At 53.8% G+C, this 20,543-nt stretch carries 25 protein-coding genes and 3 pseudogenes; all 28 read left to right on the forward strand.

All coding sequences use genetic code 11. The annotated features are described in order from the left end of the window. Window positions 1-101: 101 nt before the first annotated feature. On the forward strand, window positions 102-923 hold the full coding sequence (locus INF35_RS05095; protein ID WP_193500416.1) for a ParA family protein: 822 nt from the start codon (window positions 102-104) through the stop codon (window positions 921-923). Then, complete coding sequence (locus tag INF35_RS05100) at window positions 880-1,815, forward strand: ParB/RepB/Spo0J family partition protein (RefSeq protein WP_193500417.1); 936 nt, start codon at window positions 880-882, stop codon at window positions 1,813-1,815. The genes INF35_RS05095 and INF35_RS05100 overlap by 44 nt, the downstream gene beginning before the upstream one ends. A gap of 14 nt (window positions 1,816-1,829) precedes the next feature. After that, window positions 1,830-2,105: a DUF5720 family protein gene (locus INF35_RS05105; protein WP_193500418.1), complete on the forward strand. Its 276-nt coding sequence runs from the start codon at window positions 1,830-1,832 to the stop codon at window positions 2,103-2,105. A gap of 281 nt (window positions 2,106-2,386) precedes the next feature. After that, the gene (locus INF35_RS05110) at window positions 2,387-3,265 is read left to right on the forward strand and encodes a DUF6017 domain-containing protein (RefSeq protein WP_193500419.1); all 879 of its coding nucleotides are present in this window, start codon (window positions 2,387-2,389) and stop codon (window positions 3,263-3,265) included. A gap of 38 nt (window positions 3,266-3,303) precedes the next feature. After that, window positions 3,304-4,071, forward strand: coding sequence for a BRO family protein (locus tag INF35_RS05115; protein ID WP_193500420.1), 768 nt, complete (start codon window positions 3,304-3,306; stop codon window positions 4,069-4,071). An 88-nt stretch (window positions 4,072-4,159) separates the two neighbouring features. Then, the gene (locus tag INF35_RS05120; protein ID WP_193500421.1) at window positions 4,160-4,660 is read left to right on the forward strand and encodes a PcfB family protein; all 501 of its coding nucleotides are present in this window, start codon (window positions 4,160-4,162) and stop codon (window positions 4,658-4,660) included. Beyond that, window positions 4,657-5,673 (forward strand): annotated as a pseudogene (locus tag INF35_RS05125) (type IV secretory system conjugative DNA transfer family protein); the annotation flags it as partial. The gene INF35_RS05120 and the pseudogene INF35_RS05125, both read left to right, overlap by 4 nt. A 91-nt stretch (window positions 5,674-5,764) precedes the next feature. Then, entirely contained in the window at window positions 5,765-7,645 is a 1,881-nt protein-coding gene (locus INF35_RS05130) for a recombinase family protein (RefSeq protein WP_193500423.1), read from the forward strand. 27 nt (window positions 7,646-7,672) lie between these two features. Further along, entirely contained in the window at window positions 7,673-8,026 is a 354-nt protein-coding gene (locus INF35_RS05135; RefSeq protein ID WP_193500424.1) for a TnpV protein, read from the forward strand. A 121-nt stretch (window positions 8,027-8,147) separates the two neighbouring features. Further along, entirely contained in the window at window positions 8,148-8,330 is a 183-nt protein-coding gene (locus INF35_RS05140) for a helix-turn-helix domain-containing protein (protein WP_193500425.1), read from the forward strand. Continuing rightward, entirely contained in the window at window positions 8,331-9,002 is a 672-nt protein-coding gene (locus tag INF35_RS05145; RefSeq protein WP_193500426.1) for a response regulator transcription factor, read from the forward strand. Further along, the gene (locus INF35_RS05150) at window positions 8,999-10,072 is read left to right on the forward strand and encodes a sensor histidine kinase (RefSeq protein ID WP_193500427.1); all 1,074 of its coding nucleotides are present in this window, start codon (window positions 8,999-9,001) and stop codon (window positions 10,070-10,072) included. Before INF35_RS05145 ends, INF35_RS05150 begins: the two co-directional genes overlap by 4 nt. Before the next feature lie 134 nt (window positions 10,073-10,206). Further along, window positions 10,207-11,124 (forward strand): ATP-binding cassette domain-containing protein, encoded by a 918-nt coding sequence (locus tag INF35_RS05155; RefSeq protein ID WP_193500428.1) that lies wholly within the window; start codon window positions 10,207-10,209, stop codon window positions 11,122-11,124. Next, complete coding sequence (locus tag INF35_RS05160; RefSeq protein WP_193500429.1) at window positions 11,117-11,866, forward strand: ABC transporter permease; 750 nt, start codon at window positions 11,117-11,119, stop codon at window positions 11,864-11,866. The genes INF35_RS05155 and INF35_RS05160 overlap by 8 nt, the downstream gene beginning before the upstream one ends. A 414-nt stretch (window positions 11,867-12,280) precedes the next feature. Further along, window positions 12,281-12,694: an RNA polymerase sigma factor gene (locus INF35_RS05165; protein ID WP_193500430.1), complete on the forward strand. Its 414-nt coding sequence runs from the start codon at window positions 12,281-12,283 to the stop codon at window positions 12,692-12,694. Between the two features lie 102 nt (window positions 12,695-12,796). Further along, window positions 12,797-13,246: a sigma-70 family RNA polymerase sigma factor gene (locus tag INF35_RS05170; protein WP_193500431.1), complete on the forward strand. Its 450-nt coding sequence runs from the start codon at window positions 12,797-12,799 to the stop codon at window positions 13,244-13,246. A gap of 9 nt (window positions 13,247-13,255) precedes the next feature. Then, window positions 13,256-13,717: a sigma-70 family RNA polymerase sigma factor gene (locus INF35_RS05175; protein ID WP_193500432.1), complete on the forward strand. Its 462-nt coding sequence runs from the start codon at window positions 13,256-13,258 to the stop codon at window positions 13,715-13,717. Further along, window positions 13,714-14,253, forward strand: a complete 540-nt coding sequence (locus INF35_RS05180) for a sigma-70 family RNA polymerase sigma factor (protein WP_193500433.1) — start codon at window positions 13,714-13,716, stop codon at window positions 14,251-14,253. The genes INF35_RS05175 and INF35_RS05180 overlap by 4 nt, the downstream gene beginning before the upstream one ends. After that, a complete protein-coding gene (locus tag INF35_RS05185) occupies window positions 14,193-14,489 on the forward strand; it encodes a DUF3847 domain-containing protein (protein WP_193500434.1) in 297 nt (98 codons plus the stop codon). Before INF35_RS05180 ends, INF35_RS05185 begins: the two co-directional genes overlap by 61 nt. A gap of 108 nt (window positions 14,490-14,597) precedes the next feature. Further along, on the forward strand, window positions 14,598-16,121 hold the full coding sequence (gene mobQ / locus INF35_RS05190; protein WP_235983105.1) for a MobQ family relaxase: 1,524 nt from the start codon (window positions 14,598-14,600) through the stop codon (window positions 16,119-16,121). Window positions 16,122-16,219: 98 nt separating this feature from the next. Continuing rightward, window positions 16,220-16,396: a hypothetical protein gene (locus INF35_RS05195; protein WP_164706778.1), complete on the forward strand. Its 177-nt coding sequence runs from the start codon at window positions 16,220-16,222 to the stop codon at window positions 16,394-16,396. Beyond that, on the forward strand, window positions 16,377-16,775 hold the full coding sequence (locus INF35_RS05200) for a cysteine-rich VLP domain-containing protein (RefSeq protein ID WP_193500435.1): 399 nt from the start codon (window positions 16,377-16,379) through the stop codon (window positions 16,773-16,775). Before INF35_RS05195 ends, INF35_RS05200 begins: the two co-directional genes overlap by 20 nt. 113 nt (window positions 16,776-16,888) lie before the next feature. Continuing rightward, a complete protein-coding gene (locus tag INF35_RS05205) occupies window positions 16,889-17,623 on the forward strand; it encodes a phage replisome organizer N-terminal domain-containing protein (protein WP_122790701.1) in 735 nt (244 codons plus the stop codon). Next, on the forward strand, window positions 17,620-18,483 hold the full coding sequence (locus tag INF35_RS05210; RefSeq protein ID WP_193500436.1) for an ATP-binding protein: 864 nt from the start codon (window positions 17,620-17,622) through the stop codon (window positions 18,481-18,483). Before INF35_RS05205 ends, INF35_RS05210 begins: the two co-directional genes overlap by 4 nt. A 64-nt stretch (window positions 18,484-18,547) precedes the next feature. Beyond that, window positions 18,548-18,718: a transposon-encoded TnpW family protein gene (locus tag INF35_RS05215; protein WP_430623629.1), complete on the forward strand. Its 171-nt coding sequence runs from the start codon at window positions 18,548-18,550 to the stop codon at window positions 18,716-18,718. Between the two features lie 78 nt (window positions 18,719-18,796). Beyond that, window positions 18,797-19,162, forward strand: coding sequence for a hypothetical protein (locus INF35_RS05220; RefSeq protein WP_087221669.1), 366 nt, complete (start codon window positions 18,797-18,799; stop codon window positions 19,160-19,162). Window positions 19,163-19,249: 87 nt separating this feature from the next. Continuing rightward, window positions 19,250-20,077: pseudogene (locus tag INF35_RS05225) on the forward strand (VirD4-like conjugal transfer protein, CD1115 family); the annotation flags it as partial. 215 nt (window positions 20,078-20,292) lie between these two features. Continuing rightward, window positions 20,293-20,445: pseudogene (locus tag INF35_RS05230) on the forward strand (Maff2 family mobile element protein); the annotation flags it as partial. Window positions 20,446-20,543: the final 98 nt, after the last annotated feature.

Consider the following 20,543-nt stretch of genomic DNA (forward strand, 5'->3'; position numbering starts at 1 on the left):
TCCGGGATCAGAAAAAGCCGTCACTCTTTTTTCAAGAAAGTAGTGGCGGCTTTTTCTATTTCCAGAACCAAACACGACAAACAGAAACGAGGTGAAATACGATGAACCCACAAATCATCGCCGTCGCCAACCAGAAGGGCGGCGTCGGCAAGACGACCACTTGTGCCAACTTAGGGATCGGGCTGGCGCAGGCCGGGAAGAAGGTGCTGCTGGTGGACGCCGATCCCCAGGCCAGCCTCACCATCAGCCTGGGCAACCCGCAGCCGGACAAGCTGCCCTTTACTCTGTCCGACGCGATGGGCCGCATCCTCATGGACGAGCCGCTGCACCCCGGCGAGGGCATCCTGCACCACCCGGAGGGCGTGGACCTCATGCCCGCCGACATCCAGCTGTCCGGCATGGAGGTATCGCTGGTGAACGCCATGAGCCGAGAAACCGTCCTGCGGCAGTATCTGGACACCGTGAAGGGACAGTATTCCCATATCCTCATCGACTGCCAGCCCTCCCTGGGGATGCTTACGGTCAACGCGCTGGCGGCAGCCAACAGGATCATAGTCCCCGTCCAGGCGGAGTACTTGCCCGCCAAGGGCCTGGAACAGCTGCTGTCCACCATCAGCAAGGTCAAGCGGCAGCTGAACCCCAAGCTCCAGATCGACGGCATCCTGCTGACGATGGTGGACAGCCGCACCAACTTTGCGAAAGAGATCGCCGCCCTGCTGCGGGAGACCTACGGCAGCAAAATCAAGGTGTTTGGCACCGAAATCCCCCACTCGGTCCGGGCAAAGGAAATCAGCGCCGAGGGCAAGAGTATCTTCGCCCATGACCCCGGCGGCAAAGTGGCCGAGGGCTACCGCAATCTGACGAAGGAGGTGTTGAAACTTGAAAAGCAGCGCGAAAAAAGTAGAGCTGGCCTCAGTCGATGACCTGTTTTCCACCGAGGAAAGCCGCGCCGATGCCCAGCGGGAGAAGGTTCTGGAAATTCCCTTGTCCGAGCTGCACCCGTTCAAGGACCACCCCTTCAAGGTCAAGGATGACGAGGCCATGATGGAGACCGCAGACAGCATCCGGCAGTACGGCGTGCTGGTCCCGGCCATTGCCCGCCCGGACCCAAACGGCGGCTATGAACTGGTTGCCGGGCACCGGCGTCACCGGGCCAGTGAGCTGGCTGGCAAGGATACCATGCCGGTCATTGTCCGCGACCTGGACGACGACCAGGCCACCATTATCATGGTTGACAGCAATTTGCAGCGAGAAAGCCTGCTCCCCAGTGAGCGGGCTTTTGCTTATAAGATGAAGCTGGAGGCCATGAAAAGGCAGGCCGGACGTCCTTCTAAAAATTCCGCCCAACTTGGGCGGAATTTCGATGGCAAGGAATCCAGAGAAATTTTGGCAGAGCAGGTTGGGCAGAGCCGCAACCAGATTTCACGATACATCCGCCTCACCGAGCTGATCCCCGAACTGCTGGACATGGTGGACGAGAAGAAAATCGCCTTCAACCCGGCCTACGAGCTGTCCTTCCTCAAAAAAGAGGAACAGGTGGATTTGCTGGACGCGATGGACAGCGAACAGGCCACGCCGTCGCTTTCCCAGGCCCAGCGGCTGAAAAAGTACAGCCAGGAGGGGCACCTGACCCTCGACATGATGCGGGTCATCATGGGGGAAGAAAAGAAAAGCGACCTGGACAAGATCACCTTCACCAGCGACACCCTGCGCAAATATTTTCCCCGGAGCTATACGCCCCAGCGGATGCAGGAGACCATCATCAAGCTGCTGGAACAGTGGCAGCGCAAGCGCCAGCAACAGCACGAACGCTGAGAGAGGAGTTGCCTATGAGGGATATTTCAGCCCGCGAGCTGAAAGGACATAACATTTTGGCTGTGGAGCGTTTTCGGGACAATACCCGCTGGATGATTGAGTTTTCCGTCCTGCGCCCCGGCTCCTACGGCAGCCCCGGCGATGAAATGCGGCTGTTTCTCACCGAGGACGGCTACCGGCAGGCCCTGGACGCCCAGCACAGCCAACAGATCAAAATTAAGCGGTATGCCCACGTTGTCGAGGGGCATATCCTCGATTTCAAGCCAAAAAAGAAACGCCGTCACTCGTAAACCCACCATCTGCCAAGAAAGGAATGAACTATGTGTACCGTTAGAGAGATTCAAGAGGCCATCCGCGAACACTGCCAATCCCAGCATGACATGGAAAGCACTGAGATCGACCGGGTGATGCAACGCCTGCCCTTTGTGAGTGAGCAGGACGTTTTTACCCGGCCCCCTGTGCCAAAGCCGCCTTATTCCTGGCGCAGCCGGAAATATCGCACCTGACCGCCGCAGTCTTTTTGAAAGATTGCGGCTTTTTTCATGCCATAAATGCCGAGAGGAGTGATGAAATGGCCGTTTTTCGTATTGAACGGACCCGTGATTATACCGTTATGAGCAACCACCACCTGCGCGACAAGGCGCTGTCGCTGAAATCCAAGGGGCTTTTGTCCATGATGCTGTCCTTGCCGGAGGACTGGAACTACACCACCCGCGGCCTCGCCAAAATCTGCAAGGAGGGCGTGGACGCCATCGGCGGGGCGCTGCGGGAGCTGGAAAGCGCCGGGTACATCGTCCGCCACCAGATGCGGGACCGGCAGGGCCGCATCAGCGACACCGAGTATGTCATCTATGAGCAGCCCCAGCCCAAAGCGTCGGATACGCCCCAGCCGGATACGGCTTCACCAGATACGGAAAACCCGTATCTGGCTGACCCGGATACGGAAAAGCCCGCAGAATTAAATATAGAGAAATCAAAGACCCAAAAACAAATAACGGATGTACCAAGTACCGATTCCATTCCCTTCCGGGGATTTGCGGCGGCCAGGCCGCCGGAACGGAAAGGACGGGATGCGATGTCGGTGGAAGAAATGGAGAGTTATCGGGATTTGGTGTTGGAGAACATCGAGTACGACCACCTGTGCCGGGAGTTTTCGACCTACCGGGAGGATCTGGACGAGATCGTGGAGCTGATCGTGGAAACGGTCTGCGCCAGACGCAAGACCACCCGCATTGCCGGGGCGGACTTCCCCCATGAGGTGGTGCGGTCCCGGTTCCTGAAGCTGGACAGCTCCCACATCGAGTTCGTCATGGAGTGCCTGCACAACAACACCACCGAGGTCCGCAACATCAAGCAGTACCTGCTGACCGTGCTGTTCAACGCGCCCACCACCATGAGCAACCACTACACGGCCCAGGTCAACCACGATATGCACGCAGGCGGCTGGTAATGGCCGCCTTTTTGCTGCACCGCCCAAGGAGGCACGATATGAACCAGATGGAAATTTTCAAAAACCCGGAGTTTGGCAGCATCCGCGTCATTGAGGAGGACGGCAAGTACCTGTTCTGCGGAACGGACGTAGCAACTGCGTTGGGATATACCAATCCCCGCAAGGCTGTCCGCGACCATACCCGCTGTGGAACGAAACGTTCCATAGGGGTCCAGACTGGCAAAAAGGCAGACGGAACCCCCGCCGTACAGATGGTAGAGATGCTCTTTATCCCCGAAGGCGACGTTTACCGCCTCATCGTCCACAGCAAACTGCCCTCGGCGGAGCGGTTTGAACGCTGGGTGTTCGATGAAGTCCTGCCCACCATCCGCCAGCACGGGGCCTACCTCACCAGAGAAAAGCTGTGGGAGGTCGCCACTTCGCCGGAGGCGTTGCTGAAGCTCTGCTCCGACCTGCTGGCTGAGCGCGAGAAGAATGCGGCGCTGCAAGCAGACAACGCCCGGCTGCAAGGCAAGGCCGTCTACTACGACCTGTTTATTGACCTGCGCCACAGCACCAACCTGCGCACCACCGCCAAGGAGTTGGAGGTGCCGGAGCGGCGGTTCGTCCGTTTCCTGCTGGAACGCCGGTACGTTTACCGCGCCCCCTCCGGCTGTGTGCTGCCCTACGCCAAGAGCGCCAACGATGGGCTGTTCTGCGTGAAGGATTTCTGCCGCAACGGCCACACTGGCTCTTACACGCTGGTGACGCCCAAGGGAAAGCTGCACTTTGCGGAACTGCGGTCGCTGATTCTGGTGACGGTATGACGGGCCGCCACCTGTTACGGCGGCTGGTGGTCCCGCCTTAGTATCAAGCGCCACCCCTGCAAAATCCGTGGAAAGGAGGCGATGACCTATGCAGGAGGAAGTAGAAAACAGAACCTTGACGCTGGTTGTCAGCGGCACCAAGTTCACCGGGCGGCTGTTCAAAGCCGCCATATCCAAGTACATGGCCCACCGCAGGGAGAAAAAGCTGGAAAAGCAGCGCAGCCGAGATTCCCCCGTCACCCCCAAGGGCAAGCAGACCGTGAAGCAGCTCATCGGGCAGAACCAGGGCGTCTCCAACATCGAGATCAACGACCCGTCTATCCGGGACTTTGAGCGCATCGCCCGCAAGTACGGCGTGGACTATGCGGTGAAAAAGGACCGCAGCGCCTCGCCGCCCAAGTACCTAATCTTCTTCAAAGCCCGTGACGCCGACGCCCTGACGGCGGCATTCTCGGAGTACACCCAGAAGAAGGTCAAGAAGGCCGATCGCAGCGAGCGCCCGTCCGTGCTGGCGAAGCTGGCCCAGTTCAAGGAGTTGCTCAAAAATACCGTGGTGGACCGCAGCCGCCGGAAGGAGCTGGAACGATGAAGCAGCTGAATTTGAAAAAGCTGGTGCTGCTGAACCTGCCCTATTTCCTGCTGGGCCTGTTTGCCACCAACCTGGGGGAAGCCTGGCGGCTGGCGACCGGGGCGGACGCTTCGGCCAAAATGCTCTCATTCTTCTCCACCCTGCCGGTGGCGCTGGGTAGCTGGTGGCCCAGCCTGCACCCGCTGGACCTGGCCGTGGGGATTTGCTGCGGCGCTGGCCTGCGGCTGGCGGTGTATCTGAAAGGCAAGAACGCCAAGAAGTACCGCCACAACGTGGAGTATGGTTCGGCCCGTTGGGGCACCCATGAGGATATTGCCCCCTACATCGACCCGGTGTTCCAGAATAACGTCATTCTGACCCAGACCGAGCGGCTCACCATGTCCAGCCGCCCCAAGAACCCCAAGTATGCCCGCAACAAGAACGTGCTGGTCATTGGCGGTTCCGGCTCCGGCAAGACCCGCTTCTGGCTCAAGCCGAATTTGATGCAGATGCACAGCTCCTATGTGGTCACGGACCCGAAGGGCACCATCCTGGTGGAGTGCGGCAAAATGCTTCAGCGGGGCGCGCCCAAGCTGGGCAAGGACGGCAAGCCGGTGAAGGACAAAAACGGCAAAGTCATCTATGAGCCGTACCAGATCAAGGTGCTGAACACCATCAACTTCAAGAAGTCCATGCACTATAACCCTTTCAGCTACATTCACAGCGAAAAGGATATTTTGAAGCTGGTGACAACGCTCATCGCCAATACCAAGGGCGAGGGCAAGGCCGGGGACGATTTCTGGGTCAAGGCCGAGACGCTGCTGTACTGCGCGCTCATCGGCTACATCCACTACGAGGCCCCGGTGGAGGAACAGAACTTTTCCACACTCATCGAGATGATAAACAGCATGGAGGTCCGGGAGGACGATGAGGAGTTCAAAAATGCCGTTGACCTGATGTTTGATGAGCTGAAAGAGCGGGAACCCAACCACTTTGCGGTGCGCCAATATGCCAAATATAAATTGGCCGCAGGAGATGTATGCTCTAAGTGACTTCTTAATCATGGTTTTTGTCATGGTTGATGAAGCAGTCACTTAGAGCATTTTCATTTCGGGAGGTACAGCCATGAGAAACGAAAAAATCACCCCTCTGTACGAGCGTTTGAGCCGCGACGATGAGTTACAGGGCGAGAGCAATTCCATCTCCAACCAGAAAAAGATGTTAGAGGACTATGCCCGCCGGAACGGGCTGCCGAATCCCACTCACTTCACCGATGACGGAGTATCGGGAACCCGTTTTGACCGCCCCGGCTTTCTGGCGATGATGGAGGAAGTCGAGGCCGGACGGGTGGAGGCAATCGTCATAAAGGACATGAGCCGCCTGGGGCGCGACTATCTGAAAGTCGGCCAGGTCATGGAGATTTTGCGGCAGCGCGGCGTCCGGCTGATCGCCATCAACGACGGTGTGGACAGTCTGAAAGGCGATGATGATTTCACCCCGTTCCGCAACATCATGAACGAGTTTTACGCCCGTGACACCAGCCGGAAAATCCGCTCTGTGTTCAAGTCCAAAGGCATGAGCGGCAAGCACCTGACCGGCACTGTCATTTATGGCTACCTATGGGACGAAAAGCGGGAACACTGGCTTGTGGATGAAGAAGCCGCCGCTGTGGTACGCCATATTTTTGCGCTTGCGATGGAGGGCTACGGCCCCTATCAGATCGCAACTAAGCTGTCAGAAGAAAAAATTGAAATGCCCGCCGTTCACCTTGCCCGCTATGGCGAGGGAGTGAACAAGAATAAAACTTTTGCGGATATTTACCGTTGGAGTGCTTCTACTGTCGTTGAAATTTTGAAAAAGAGGGAGTATTTAGGCCACACCGTCAATTTCAAGACCCGCAAGCACTTCAAGGACAAGAAAAGCCACTATGTCGATGAAAGCGAGTGGACGATTTTTGAGAACACCCATGAGGCAATTATCGACCAGGAAACCTTTGATAATGTGCAGCGCATCCGAGGAAACGCCAGACGCTACCCGGACGGCTTTGGGGAAGCCCATCCTCTGACCGGCCTGATGTACTGCGCCGACTGTGGCGGCAAGATGTATGTTCACCGCACTTACAATGGCAAGCGCGTCCCGCAGTACACCTGTGGACAGTATGGGAAGTACCCTATCGGCTCCCTTTGCCCTACGCAGCACCGCATCAAGGCCGAAGCCGTCCTGACCCTCATTGCCGATATGCTCCGGGCCATCGCGGAGTATTCCAAGAATGACCGGGCCGAGTTTATCCGCACTGTTCAGGAAACACAGGCTGCCCAGCAGACCGCCGACATCTCCAAGAAGCGGAAGCGGCTGGCCGCCGCTCAAAAGCGGGCTGGGGAACTGGAAAGGCTGATTTGTAAAATCTACGAGGACAACGCCCTGGGCAAGCTGCCGGACGCCCGGTATGAGGCCCTGGACGCACAGTATGCCAAAGAACAGGACGCCCTCAATGCGGAAATCGCTGAACTGGAAAAGGCCGTGACCGGCTACGAACAGAGCCGGAAATCTGCGGAGAAGTTTATTGCCCTGATTGATAAATATGAGAACTTCGATACCCTGACGAACACCATGCTCAACGAGTTTGTCGAGAAAATTCTTGTCCATGAACGCGCCCGCAAAGGCAGCCAGGACACCACACAGGAGGTTGAGATTTACTTCAACTTTGTGGGCCGGTATATCCCGCCCGCCATGCAGCCGGTTCCCCTCACGCCGGAGGAACAGGAGGAATTGCGGAAAAAGGAGGAACGCAAGGACAGGCTTCACAGGAATTATCTGCGGCGCAAGGCAAACGGCAAGCAGAAGGAATGGGAGGAACGCTACAACGCCAAACGCAAGGCACAGATGGAGGCGGCAAAGGCAGCTATCCGCGCCGAAGATATGGCAAAGGGCATTTATACTACCGTCAGCCAGTTACCCCATCAGGAACCGCGCAGGGCTGCTTTACCGGCCAGCACTGTCCTCTGATAAACCACCACGAAAAGGAGAAGCACCATGAAAAAACTGACCTATACCCGTTGTGGAGGTTACTACATCCCCGACCTGAAGCTGTCCGAGCAGCCGGAGGCCCCCATCGGCAAGTATGGCCGGATGCGGCAACGCTACCTGAAGGAACACCGGCCCGGCCTTTACAGCAGCCTGATTTTGAGTGAAAAGCTGTACCCGCACCTGTTGGAGATTGACCGGGCGGCGCGGGAGCGTATGGACACCATGCTGCCCCGCATGATAGAGGCAGCAGGCATCACCGAAGAACTGAAAGCCCGTGATCCCATGCGCTGGGTGGGGCTGATGAACACGCTGAAAGCACAAGCAGAGGAAGTCATTTTGACAGAGCTGATTTATCAATAGTTTTTGCAAGCGGAGGCTGCTACTTGCGGCCTCTGTTTGTTTTTACGCTTTCGACATATCTCATGCCTTGTATTCTTCGAGCTAATGAAATATAATGAAAAATGTTGTCGGAGGTATGGATATGGACTACATGACACTCAAAGAGGCAAGCGAAAAATGGGGCGTTTCGTCCCGTCAAGTCAACTATTACTGCGTCGATGGGCGTATTCCCGGCGCTGTGAAAATGGCCGGTGTCTGGCTGATCCCAAAAGATGCTGAAAAACCAATAGACGGCAGGACGAAAAAAGGCAAGGAGGCTAAGTAGATGGCTGTACTTTTAATAGCAGAAGATGAAAAAGATATGCAAAACATTATTGTCGATTTTATGAAACAAGGCGGACATTCTTGCATTTTAGCTAATGATGGAGTAGAGGCACTTTCCATTTTGGAGAATAATACGGTTGACCTTATCATTTTAGATATTATGATGCCACGATTAGATGGATTTACTGTATGTAAATTTGTGCGGAATATATGCGATGTACCCATTATTTTTCTTACTGCCAAAGGCGAGGAAAATGACAAACTCAAAGGCTATAAATATGGTGCAGATGATTATGTCACCAAACCCTTTAGTCCCAAAATACTGTTAGCCAAAGTCAATGCGTGGTTGCGTCATGCAACTACGGCTAATTCACATGACATTTTATCTGCGGGAGAAATAATGATATATCAATCGGCTCATACAGTCATTGTGTCTGGTAATGAAGTTGAACTTACTCATAAGGAATACGAACTATTGCATTTGTTCTTGCAGAATAAAAATCAAGTGTTCTCGCGTGAGCAGTTGTTAAACCGTATTTGGGGATTTGACTTTGAGGGAAATACACGAACTGTCGATTCACACATCAAAACGCTCCGTCAAAAGTTAGGAACCGAAGGGCGTCATATTGTGACACTAATTCGTTCTGGCTATAAGTTTGAGGTAAAACCATGAGCAATTCATTTAAGTCGGTTGAGAAAAAATACTTTGCTTTCTCAAGAACTATACGGTTTGTTATTACAGTTTTGTATCCTATTATGTTCCTCATAACACCGATAGAGTATAAATTCCTGTTGCCTTTTATTTGGCTGCTTTTATTTCTTGGCGGTGAATGGCTGCAAGAGATTTACTTACATCGCATTATTGTGGTTCCACTGGGGAGCATTACTGATACTGCACAGAAACTTGCAAATCTTGATTTTATGACGGTGTGTGATATTCAGTCTAACGATGAATTAGGCAGTTTATCGAATAGCCTAAATACTTTGGCCTCAAATTTACAAAATGCTTTGGACGAATTAAATAAAGCCAACAAACAGTTAAAAAAAGATGTTCAACATGAAAGGATACTGTTAGAGCAACGAAAGGAATTAGTGGATTCTTTATCGCATGAAATGAAAACGCCTCTTGGCTTAATACAGGCTTATACTGAAGGATTAAAAAACGAGATAGATAATGATAAGCGCAGAAAGTATATGGATGCCATTCTGGCCGCCACTGAAAGAATGAATTATACAATCATTTCCTTATTAGACTTATCTGCATTAGAGGCCGGAACCACCGTTCTAATGGAAACTCTTTTTGATTTTGTAGAACTGACAGAGGAAGTAGGCGGACGGCTATTGCTCGATGTTCCTTGTGAAAGGTACAGCTTTACTTATGAACTACCAGAGCGGGAAATTATTGTTTATGCAGACCGGCGTAGAATAGAACAGGTACTTGAAAATTTAATTAGTAATGCCAAAAAATATGTATGTGAAAACGGAAACATTCATTTAACTGTAAAGCAAGAAAATTCGGCGATCTATTTTTCTGTTTTCAATCAGGGGAACACTATTCCAGAACAGGAGATTTCCCAAATTTGGTCAAAGTTCTATCGGGGAAAATGGACGGGACAAAGTGGTAACGGTCTTGGCCTCGCCATTGTCTCTCAAATATTGACCATGTATCAAGTTCCATTTGGAGCTATCAATCATACTGATGGTGTGGAGTTTTATTTTCAATTTCCGATTGCAAACAAATAAGCCAATCAAAGCCTTGCTTTTCTTTTGGGAGCAGGGCTTTATTATTTTACACGGATTTCACATCAAACGCACTTCTATTCCAAGCCGGTAGGATACACTGTATCCACTAAATAAACAGGGAAGGAAGTGTCTTGATGCCGCAATATATTTTGCAAACACAAGAATTGTGTAAAGAATTTGCTCATACCGCTGCGGTCAATCGTGTTAGCATGAATATTCAGCAAGGCGATATATATGGCTTCATTGGTGAAAATGGGGCAGGAAAAACAACTTTTATGCGTATGGTTGCAGGACTTGCATCACCCACATCTGGCACAATCAGGTTATTTGGGCAGGAAAACTTACAGGCAGGGCGGCACTATATTGGGTGCACGATTGAAAATCCCGCTCTGTATAAAAATATGACCGCAAGAGAAAATCTTGAAATTTTCCGTCTCGCTTTCGGTGTAAAAAATGCCAAGAGCACAGATAAAGTCCTATCTCTCATGGGGTTAGCGGACACCGGAAAAAAGCGCGTTGGAGATTTTTCTTTAGGTATGAAACAGCGATTGGCGATTGCTGTTGCCCTTTTGGGTGATCCCCAGTTCTTGATTTTGGATGAACCAATTAACGGGTTAGACCCTGTTGGAATACAAGAGCTGCGCAATTTGTTTGTGCAGTTAAATCGAGAGCAAAATATTACGCTTTTGATTTCAAGTCATATTTTAGGTGAATTATCCAAAATTGCAACCAGATATGGAATTATTCACAAAGGTTCTCTTGTTTCAGAATTATCCGCCAATGATTTGATGGATCAATGCCAGCGACACTTGATTATCCGAACTGACTGTGCTGATAAAGCAGTCAATGTCCTACAAGCACAGTTGGGCATTGCAAAATATAAAATTTTGACGCCATACACAATTTCCCTAAAAGAGTATGTTGAACAGTCAGAAGTTGTCAATAAGGTTCTGATACAAAATGGCCTCGTGCTTTTTGAGTCAACAATCCATGAGGATAGCTTAGAGGATTACTTCAATTCAATTATAGCGGGAGGTGAACAAAATGCCTAATCTGCTTCGATCCCAGATTTACAAGTTATTTCACAATACAATTTTTTGGGCGGGTGCTGGCTTAACTATATGCTCCGTGGTGTTTTATGCTGTGTTTGAGAGCATGAAAGCCGAAACAGTTGCCAACGGTATGCCTCTGTTCCAGTATTATAGCATCCTTTTTCAGAATTATAGCACAGGACTTCCCATTTTGATTTTTTGTGTGGTGTTTGCTTCGGATGATTTTATGAGTGGTGCAGTTCATTACTATATTTCAAAAGGAATTTCGAGAACTCAATATTATTTGTCCAAAACGATAGCCTGCGCTTTTGCGGCTACCCTATATGTTGTAATTGCAGGTATAAGCGGAACCATAATCAGTCAAATACTATGGCATAATCTTGGTGGCTTACTTCAAATAAATACATTACAACTATTATTTTTCTTCTTTAGCCAAATCATACTTCATACCTCTTATGCGTGCTTTTTGGTATTTACCTGTTTCTTATTTAGGAGTAGTGTAACTTCCAGTGTAGTCAATATGTTTTTGCTGATTTTCGGATTTTTCATTGTTCATCGTATTGAGGACGTTATCTGGCACAGTTATGTGATCTCCATGTATTGGCCGGTAGCAATGTTCCAACGAGTTCAAGTGATGACGGTGGCTGAATGGTTTCCTGTTGTCGCAGCTATTTTTGTAATATACGGAGTGCTGTTGACTTGTATTGGGATTATCATTATGAAAAAACGAGATATAAAATGAACTATCTGCCGGGCGACGGCAAAAGAAAAAAAGCCGTCGTTCAGCAGCCCATACCCATGCCATAAACTCAACTTACGGCGGCTTTGAGAAAATCAAGGCCGCCGTTTCTTATGCCCTCGACAAAGGAGTGACGACTACACGCTGACACGGCGGCTTTAGGAGGGAGCCGCCCATGAAACACGCTGACCGCCGACAAATTCAGACGATGTTCGCGTTGCCGCCAAAAAAAGCGCGGCCACCGAACAGGCCCCGTCTAACCGGCGGTGCGAAAATTGTCATTCTGTAAGTGAATATCGTATTTTTTGCGTCCGAATAGCTTCATGCTGTCCGGGCGTTTTTCTATGTCAGCCCCGGTGCCGATCCCCGCCGCCCCGTTCAGGTTTTCCCGCAAAAATCTGAACGGAGGAAAGGCAGATGGAAGTCACCATCAATTATAACGGACAAGCTGTGGCCGTGGAGGTCACGCTGGAAGTCTATGAGTTTCTTGACCGGGCCGACCACAAAGCCGAAAACCTGTCCCATGAGCAGCGGCGGCATTGGGATGGCCGGGAGTTTGACGAATACATAGTTGCCACCGAGGGCGTAGGTATCTACGGCGAAACGCCGGAGGAACACCTTTGCCGCATGGAAACGCTGGACGAGCTGATGGCCGTCCTGGACACCTGCACCGAGGCTCAGCGCCGCCGGTTCCTGCTCTATGCCCTGGACGGGCTGACCCTTGCGGAAATCGGGACAGTGTGCGGCTGCTCCAAAGTATCCGTCTATGAGAGCATTGACGCGGTAAGGAAAAAATTTTTGAAATTCTTTGCGAACTACCCTAACGAATGACCCCTTTTCGGGCTACCCAGTGAAAGGGATTGTTTCCCTTATCCCAGCGGGAGGCGGACAGCGGACAAGCTGCCCGCCTCTCCCATTTTCAGGAGGTAGCCTATGAAAACAATCAATCTGCGGTGGGTATATCCCCACTACCGGCACGACGAGTTTGTGGAGGTCAGCGATGAGGTTTGGGAGGTCATGGAGCAGGCCCGGCGCGAGATGAAGAACTATGAGCGCCGGAAGCTCTACCACCGCGCCTACTACTCTCTGGACGCATATAGCTGGACGGAGAACTACGCGCTGGAGCATGGCAGATCGCCGGAGGAAATCGTGATGGAGCGGGAGGAACAGGCCGCCCGCCTGCGCCTGCTGGCCGCCTTACCGGAGGCGCTTTCCCATGCCACCCCCACACAGGGCCGCCGCATTGTGGCCTACTACATCGCCGGTATCAACCAGCCGGAAATCTCCCGGAGGGATGGCGTACACAGCAGCAAGGTCAGCGTTGCCATCCGGCGGGGCCTGCGGAATATGCGCCGCTACTATAACGCGCACCCAACCGAGTGAGGTGTGCCTATGCAGACCATCAACCTGAAACAGTATTACCCGTTCTGCACCGAGGACACCTTTGTGGAAGTGTCCGATGAGATTGTCGAAGCGTTCCTGCTGGATAAGCGGGCCGAGGCCGCCAGAGATCGCAAGATGTACCGCTACAAGGCGTTTTACTCCCTTGACTGCGATGACGGGATTGAGAAAGCCGCCATCGGCTGGGCGCAGCCGTCGCCGGAAGATGCCCTGATGGAAAAGGAAGAACAGGCCGAGTACGCGGAACAAATCCGGCGGCTGTATGAAGCCATCTCTCACCTGACGCCCATCCAGGCTCGCCGCCTGCACGCCCGGTATATGCTGGGCATGAAAATCCGGGAGATTGCCGCAATGGAGGGCGTTCATCCATCGCGGGTAAGCAAGTCCATACAGGGGGCGCTCGAACGGCTGCGCCGGTACTTTGCAAACCGGAAATGGACAAGCAGCCTATGAAAACCATCAACCTGAAAAAGCATTACTACCCGATTGTCAAAAAGGACACGTTTGTAGAAGTGCCGGACGAGGTGGCGGAGGCCATTCTGGAAGAAAGCCGCGCTGAGAACGCCAATGACGCCAGGCAGCACTACCACTGCTATTCTCTTGATGCCTCTCCCGGCATGGAAAACTATTTCCTTTCTCATGTCCTGTCACCAGAGGATATTCTCACCGGGCAGGAAACCGAACGGGAACAGGAAGCCACCCATGCCCTGATGATGGAACGGCTCCGGGAGGCCCTTTCCACCCTGACACCCCGGCAGGCGAGCTGCCTGCACGCCCGATTTTGGGAGGACAAGCCATTTAAGGAGATTGCCAAGTCCGAAGGCTTCACCACATCAGCCGCCATTGTCACGGTTCGCAACGCCATCATTAAGTTACAGAAATATTTTATCAAACACGGCTGGATGAGCCAGCCCAAGGAGGACGCGATATGCACAAAGACATCACCGCCCAAACGAAACCGAAAAAGGACGAGCGCGAAGAAGTCCTGAAAGAAATCCGGCAGCTTGAGAACCGCCAGAAGATTTTGGAGAACAGGCAGCGCAACGAGGAACGCAAGGCCCGCACCCGCCGCCTGATTGAGCGCGGGGCCATTTTGGAGGGCGTTTTCCCTCTGACCCCCGACTTATCCGGCATAGAGGTCAAGGCGTTCCTGATTGCCCTGTCCCATCTTCCAGGGGCGGCAGAACTGGCCGCAAAACTGCCAAAATCCGGGGACAAGCCATAAGTCCATTCTCTGGAATGGCGCACTTATACACCGTTGCCGGTGTCGTGCGCCCTGCCGGGGGCTGTTGCGTACTTCGTCCGCGATGGGGAGCTACACTCCCCAAACCCCTTGTGCGCCACAGGCCACGGAACATCCGCAAGCGGCTGTCCCGTCCCCTGCGGCCTGAATATCCCTCACCGAAAGGAGGCGATCCCCATAGATTTTTGCCATATCCCCGTCAGTATCATCAAGCGCAGCGAGGGCCGTTCCGCTGTTGCCGCAGCCGCCTACCGCAGCGGAACCAAGCTGACGAATGAATGGGACGGCCTGACCCATGATTACACCCGGAAGGGCGGCGTTGTCCATGCGGAAATCATGCTGCCCGCCCACGCCCCGCCGGAGTTTGCAGACCGCTCCACCCTCTGGAACAGTGTGGAGCAGATCGAGAAAGCCAGGGACAGCCAGCTTGCCCGTGAGATTGAGGCGGCCCTGCCCCGTGAACTGTCCAGGGAACAGCAGCTTGCCCTTGTCCGGGCCTATGTGAAGGACAACTTTGTGGACAAAGGAATGTGCGCCGACTTCGCCATCCATGACAAGGGAACCGGCAACCCCCATGTCCATATCATGCTGACCGTCCGGCCCTTAAAAGAAAACGGTGCATGGGGCGCGAAGTGTCGCAAGGCATACGACCTGGACGAGAACGGCCAGCGCATCCCAGACGGGAAAGGCGGTTGGAAGAACCACCGGGAGGATACCACCGACTGGAACGACAAAGGGAATGTGGAGATTTGGCGGGCGGCATGGGCGGCCTATACCAACCGGGCATTGGAGGCCGTCGGTCAGCCTGCCCTGGTAGACCACCGCAGCTACAAGCGCCGGGGCATTGATAAAATCCCCTCTGTCCACCTGGGGCCAGCAGCCAGCCAGATGGAGAAGCGAGGCATCCGCACCGACAAGGGAGAAGTCAACCGGCAGATCGCCGCCGACAACAAGCTGCTGAAAGAAATCAAGGCCCGCATTACCCGTCTCTACAACTGGTCGAAGGCCGAGGCGGAGAAGCCGGAGGGCCAGCAGCCCAGCATGATGGACTTGTGGGAGGCCCAGCAGCAGCTCAAGCGGCCTGACACCCGTACCGGAAAAATCCGGGCATTGCAGGAGAGCGCCGCCCTGTTCAATTTTCTGAACGCCAACGGCATCCAATCCATGCAGCAGCTCCATGAAAAAATTGCCGGTATGAACACCCGCTACTATGACCTGCGGCGAGAGATCGTCAAGGCCGAGCGCCGGATCGCTGTCCTCACCGAGCGCGGGGAGATGTGGGCGCAGTACAACGAGTACAAGGCCATTCATAAACAGCTTGCCAGGATGAAGCCGGAAAAGCGGGAGCTGTTCGAGCAGCGCCACAGCCGGGAGCTGATCCTCTATGACGCGGCAGACCGGTATCTGAAGGAACTGAAAGCCAGCGGAGAGGAACTTTCCCCGAAGGAATGGCGGCGCGAGATCGACCTGCTGACCGCCCAGAAGCAGGTGGACAGCATCGACATGAAGGCCATGCGGGAGGAACTGAAAGCCGTGGAACGGCTCCGCAAGGCCGCCGACCAACTGGCCCGCCAGGAACGGGACAAGCCCCGCGACCGGGGGCCGGAGCGGTAAAGGGTACGGTGTTTTGCCGACCCCTTGCGGTGCGTCGCGTTTCACGACACACCTTTGCACAGAATTGTCAACATTCACTCATGGAAGGAGATTGCCTTATGAAGCAGATTATTTTACCCGTCACTGTCCACCTGAATATCCGCCTGCCCCTTGCCCTCTTGCAGCCGGAACCGGCAGACGCGCCCACCGGCCCGGAGCCGGAGGCCCATGCCTGCCAGGGCTGCGGTAACTGCGGCGGGTGCAGGAAGTGCCAGCATGAAGAAAAGCAAGCCTGAACCCATCCCCGTCATGGACTACCGCCAGTACCGCAGAGCGCGGCGGCTGGTACATGAGTGCTGCAACTATGACGGCGGTAACTGTATCGCGCTGGACGATGGGGAGGAATGTGTCTGCGTCCAGTCCATTTCCTACTCCCTGCTGTGCCGGTGGTTCCGGGCGGCAGTGCTGCCGCTGGACAGAGAACTGGAAACGGCCCTGTTCCACCGCCTGGACGCCAAGCGTTGCGCCGTCTGCGAGGCGCTGTTCACCCCCGGCTCCAACCGGGCCAAATACTGCCCGGAATGTGCTGGACGCATGAAGCGTATCAAGGCGGCCCAGCGCAAGCGCAAACAGAGGGCTAAGTGTCACGCTTTAGGGGCCGAAAACCCCTTGTAAATCAAGGCTTTTTTCGAGGGTGTCGCTGGGGGCCTGATAGATTTATCCTCTGGCCCCCAAAACGGCCCTCTAAAGGCGTATAGACCCCTGAAATAAACCCCAAGGAGGAACCCATGTCAGACAATCGAAAATATTACTACCTGAAACTCAAAGAGAACTATTTTGACGATGACTCCATCGTACTGCTGGAAAGTATGCAGGACGGTGTGCTGTACTCCAACATTCTGCTCAAGCTGTATCTGAAATCCCTGAAACACGGCGGGCGGCTCCAGCTTGACGAGAATATCCCCTACACGGCGCAGATGATTGCCACCATCACCCGCCAGCAGATCGGCACTGTGGAGAGGGCCTTGCAAATCTTCCTGAAGCTGGGCCTTGTGGAAGTGCTGGACAGCGGCACTTTTTACATGAGCAATATCGAGCTGCTGATCGGCCAGTCCTCCACCGAGGCCGAGCGAAAGCGGGCGGCGAGGCTCCAAAACAAGGCTCTTTCTGCGCCCCGGACAAACGGCGGACATTTGTCCGACATTCGTCCACCAGAGATAGAGATAGAGTTAGAGAAAGAGATAGAGATAAAGAGAGAGATAGAGAAGGGACACCCCGCCCGCACCTATGGCCGTTACCAGAATGTTTTCCTGACGGACGAGGAACTGGCAGACTTGCAGGCCAGCTTTCCCACGGTATGGGGCCAGTACATCGAAAAGCTGTCCGAGTACATGGCTTCTACCGGCAAGCGGTATCAGAGCCATGCCGCCACCATCCGGCGCTGGGCCAGCGAGGACGCCAGGAAAGCGGCCCCGTCCACCCGCAACCGGGATTACAGCGTAAAGGAGGATGAAACCGTATGATTGAGATTACCGCAGAAATCCGGGCGCTGATCGACAAGGCAGCCGCCGGTGTGGAATTGGCCGGGGACGAGTACATAGACCCGGCAGACGGCCTCATTCACTGTAAAAAGTGCGGCGGCCAGAGGCAGACCGTTGTGCCATGCTTTGGGAAACCCGGCTACTTCATGCCCCGCTGTATCTGCCAGTGCCAGCGGGAGGCCGAGGAACAGCGCAAGGCCGCCGAGGAACGGCAGCGCCGCATGGAGCGCATCAAGCGCCGGAAGGCCCAGGGCCTGCAAGACCGCTATCTGTACGACTACACCTTTGCCAACGACAACGGCCAAAATCCCCTGATGGACAAGGCCCGCGCCTATGTGGAGAACTGGAAGGAGGCATACAAAAACAACACCGGCCTGCTGCTGTTCGGGGATGTGGGAACCGGCAAGTCCTTTTTTGCCGGTTGTATCGCCAACGCCCTGCTTGACCGGGATGTGCCGGTGCTGATGACGAACTTTCCCACCATCCTGAACCGCCTGACCGGGATGTTCTCCGAGGACAGGGCCGACTTTATCGCCAGCTTTGACGAATACGACCTGCTTATCATTGACGATTTGGGTGTGGAGCGCAGCACCGAGTATGCGATGGAGCAGATGTTTTTCGTCATTGACAGCCGCTACCGCAGCCGCAGGCCCATGATTATCACCACCAACCTGAAGCTGGCCGAACTCAAAAATCCGCCCGACCTGGCCCACGCCCGTATCTATGACCGTATTCTGGAACGGTGCGCCCCGATCCTCTTTGTCGGGAAGAACTTCCGGGAGGAAAACGCCGGAGCTACCAAGCAGGCGGCGAAAGACATTGTAAACCGTAAGCATGAGTAATTTTTTGCCGGACGGCGCAGCCCCGCCCGGAGAAAGGAGCGCCATGAGCGAAGAAACCCGTACCATGCAGACCGCAGACACCACTCCGGCCAGAGCGCCGGAGGACGCCCCCGCGCTGGTAAAGAAAATCGGCAAGACCACCTACAAGGTGCGCGTCCATTTCAGCAATACCAGCACTGAAACCATGAGCGACAAAATCAAGCGTATGCTCAAAAACGAGATACAGCAAATGTGACCGGCTGATAAAGCCAGCCGCCTTGTGTTAAACTGATGATGGTACACGCCAAAACTTTTAGCCAAGGAGGACACGAAAATGCTGTACACAGAAAAAGAGAAAAATGAGATTGAGCGCGTCCGCAAAGTGTTTGAGAAACATATCCAGCAGATGACCGCTTATGATTTGGTTTGGTCGGACAAGGTCGGCTATGTGTGGCTGGCAATATCTATCGACCCGGTCTATATTGACACCGGCAACTGGATAGAGTCTGCTGCCGGTCTTTGTTATGAGTGCTTGAATGATATAGCACTGGATGTTTTTGGAATGACCGGAAACGACCATGACTTCGAGGACGCCGATCCGCTGGAACTGGCCGAGATTAAGCGGCGCTGGAAACCCTATATCGACCAACTGCCGGAATATGCGTACCTTTGCGACGAACTGCTAAGCGGCCGCAAGTAACTCTACTCGCCTGAGTGTCAGGAGCATGAAAGTGCTTCTGGCACTTTTTTTGTGGCCTTTTTGTGAATTTGATTAAAAAGTCCTTGACAACTCGTTTCGGGCAAAACTGCGAAGTCGATTTTGGTGAGCTGCGGCGCACGGCTGGCGGTGTTCGACATTGCCGAGCTGCGGGAGGTCACAGCCTATGACGAGCTGGAGCTGGACACCCTGGGAGACCGACGAACCGCATTGTTCCTGATTATGAGCGACACCGATGACAGTTTTAACTTCCTCATCTCCATGTGCTACACCCAGCTGTTCAACCTGCTCTGTGAAAAGGCCGACGATGTGTACGGCGGGCGGCTGCCGGTTCATGTGCGCTGCCTCATTGATGAGTGCGCCAACATTGGCCAGATCCCCAAGCTGGAAAAGCTGGTCGCCACCATCCGCAGTCGAGAAATCTCTGCCTGTCTGGTGTTGCAGGCGCAGAGCCAGCTCAAGGCCATCTACAAGGACAACGCTGATACCATCATCGGCAACATGGATACCTCCATCTTCCTGGGCGGCAAAGAGCCGACCACGTTGAAGGAGCTGGAAGCCGTGCTTGGGAAAGAGACCATCGACACCTACAACACCGGAGAGAGCCGGGGGCGGGAGACTTCCCACTCGCTCAACTATCAAAAATTGGGGAAGGCGCTGATGAGCCAAGACGAGCTGGCCGTCATGGACGGCAGCAAGTGCATTTTGCAGCTGCGCGGTGTGCGGCCGTTCCTCTCGGACAAGTACGACATCACCCAGCACCCCAACTACAAGTACACCGCCGACGCCGACCCGAAGAACGCCTTTGATATTGAAGGCTATCTCAAGGCCCGGCTGAAGCTCAAACCCAACCAGGTCTGCGACGTGTATGAGATCGACGCCGCAGCCAACGATTGATGCTCCGCTGTGAAAGGAGGGGTCCTATCTATCCGCCACAACCGCCCCGCTGGGGCCATCGGCGTACAAAGCGGACGATCTCTATCAAAATAATGAAAAAGGAGGAAGGCCGGAATCAGCCAGCCCGGAAATCGGGCGGCGATTGTCCGGCTTTTGTATGCCTATGAACCATGACTAAATCAATCGTTTTCAAATGATTCCGGCCAACTTTATTTATGGAATTTTTTAATCAGGCAATCACCGTTCTCCAGACCCTCGTTATCGCTCTCGGTGCCGGTCTCGGCGTGTGGGGCGTCATCAATTTGCTGGAAGGTTATGGCAACGACAACCCCGGAGCCAAGTCGCAGGGCATGAAACAGCTTATGGCTAAGTAGATGTAATCAAGAGAAGAAAGGAAAAGCACAATCCAGACGGAACCGGCGATTGTGTCAAGAAATATTTGTGGAATAGCAAGAACTTTGATATA

It is taken from the genome of Gemmiger gallinarum, assembly GCF_014982805.1.
In the GTDB taxonomy this organism is placed as follows: Bacteria; Bacillota; Clostridia; order Oscillospirales; family Ruminococcaceae; genus Gemmiger; species Gemmiger gallinarum.

Excerpts from the sequence above, each read along its gene's own strand:
- INF35_RS05095 (WP_193500416.1), top strand. The coding sequence starts at position 102 with ATGAACCCACAAATCATCGCCGTCGCCAACCAGAAGGGCGGCGTCGGC.
- INF35_RS05105 (WP_193500418.1), top strand. The coding sequence starts at position 1,830 with ATGAGGGATATTTCAGCCCGCGAGCTGAAAGGACATAACATTTTGGCT.
- INF35_RS05110 (WP_193500419.1), top strand. The coding sequence starts at position 2,387 with ATGGCCGTTTTTCGTATTGAACGGACCCGTGATTATACCGTTATGAGC.
- INF35_RS05115 (WP_193500420.1), top strand. The coding sequence starts at position 3,304 with ATGAACCAGATGGAAATTTTCAAAAACCCGGAGTTTGGCAGCATCCGC.
- INF35_RS05120 (WP_193500421.1), top strand. The coding sequence starts at position 4,160 with ATGCAGGAGGAAGTAGAAAACAGAACCTTGACGCTGGTTGTCAGCGGC.
- INF35_RS05130 (WP_193500423.1), top strand. The coding sequence starts at position 5,765 with ATGAGAAACGAAAAAATCACCCCTCTGTACGAGCGTTTGAGCCGCGAC.
- INF35_RS05135 (WP_193500424.1), top strand. The coding sequence starts at position 7,673 with ATGAAAAAACTGACCTATACCCGTTGTGGAGGTTACTACATCCCCGAC.
- INF35_RS05140 (WP_193500425.1), top strand. The coding sequence starts at position 8,148 with ATGGACTACATGACACTCAAAGAGGCAAGCGAAAAATGGGGCGTTTCG.
- INF35_RS05145 (WP_193500426.1), top strand. The coding sequence starts at position 8,331 with ATGGCTGTACTTTTAATAGCAGAAGATGAAAAAGATATGCAAAACATT.
- INF35_RS05150 (WP_193500427.1), top strand. The coding sequence starts at position 8,999 with ATGAGCAATTCATTTAAGTCGGTTGAGAAAAAATACTTTGCTTTCTCA.
- INF35_RS05155 (WP_193500428.1), top strand. The coding sequence starts at position 10,207 with ATGCCGCAATATATTTTGCAAACACAAGAATTGTGTAAAGAATTTGCT.
- INF35_RS05160 (WP_193500429.1), top strand. The coding sequence starts at position 11,117 with ATGCCTAATCTGCTTCGATCCCAGATTTACAAGTTATTTCACAATACA.
- INF35_RS05165 (WP_193500430.1), top strand. The coding sequence starts at position 12,281 with ATGGAAGTCACCATCAATTATAACGGACAAGCTGTGGCCGTGGAGGTC.
- INF35_RS05170 (WP_193500431.1), top strand. The coding sequence starts at position 12,797 with ATGAAAACAATCAATCTGCGGTGGGTATATCCCCACTACCGGCACGAC.
- INF35_RS05175 (WP_193500432.1), top strand. The coding sequence starts at position 13,256 with ATGCAGACCATCAACCTGAAACAGTATTACCCGTTCTGCACCGAGGAC.
- INF35_RS05180 (WP_193500433.1), top strand. The coding sequence starts at position 13,714 with ATGAAAACCATCAACCTGAAAAAGCATTACTACCCGATTGTCAAAAAG.
- INF35_RS05185 (WP_193500434.1), top strand. The coding sequence starts at position 14,193 with ATGCACAAAGACATCACCGCCCAAACGAAACCGAAAAAGGACGAGCGC.
- INF35_RS05195 (WP_164706778.1), top strand. The coding sequence starts at position 16,220 with ATGAAGCAGATTATTTTACCCGTCACTGTCCACCTGAATATCCGCCTG.
- INF35_RS05200 (WP_193500435.1), top strand. The coding sequence starts at position 16,377 with ATGAAGAAAAGCAAGCCTGAACCCATCCCCGTCATGGACTACCGCCAG.
- INF35_RS05205 (WP_122790701.1), top strand. The coding sequence starts at position 16,889 with ATGTCAGACAATCGAAAATATTACTACCTGAAACTCAAAGAGAACTAT.
- INF35_RS05210 (WP_193500436.1), top strand. The coding sequence starts at position 17,620 with ATGATTGAGATTACCGCAGAAATCCGGGCGCTGATCGACAAGGCAGCC.
- INF35_RS05215 (WP_430623629.1), top strand. The coding sequence starts at position 18,548 with ATGCAGACCGCAGACACCACTCCGGCCAGAGCGCCGGAGGACGCCCCC.
- INF35_RS05220 (WP_087221669.1), top strand. The coding sequence starts at position 18,797 with ATGCTGTACACAGAAAAAGAGAAAAATGAGATTGAGCGCGTCCGCAAA.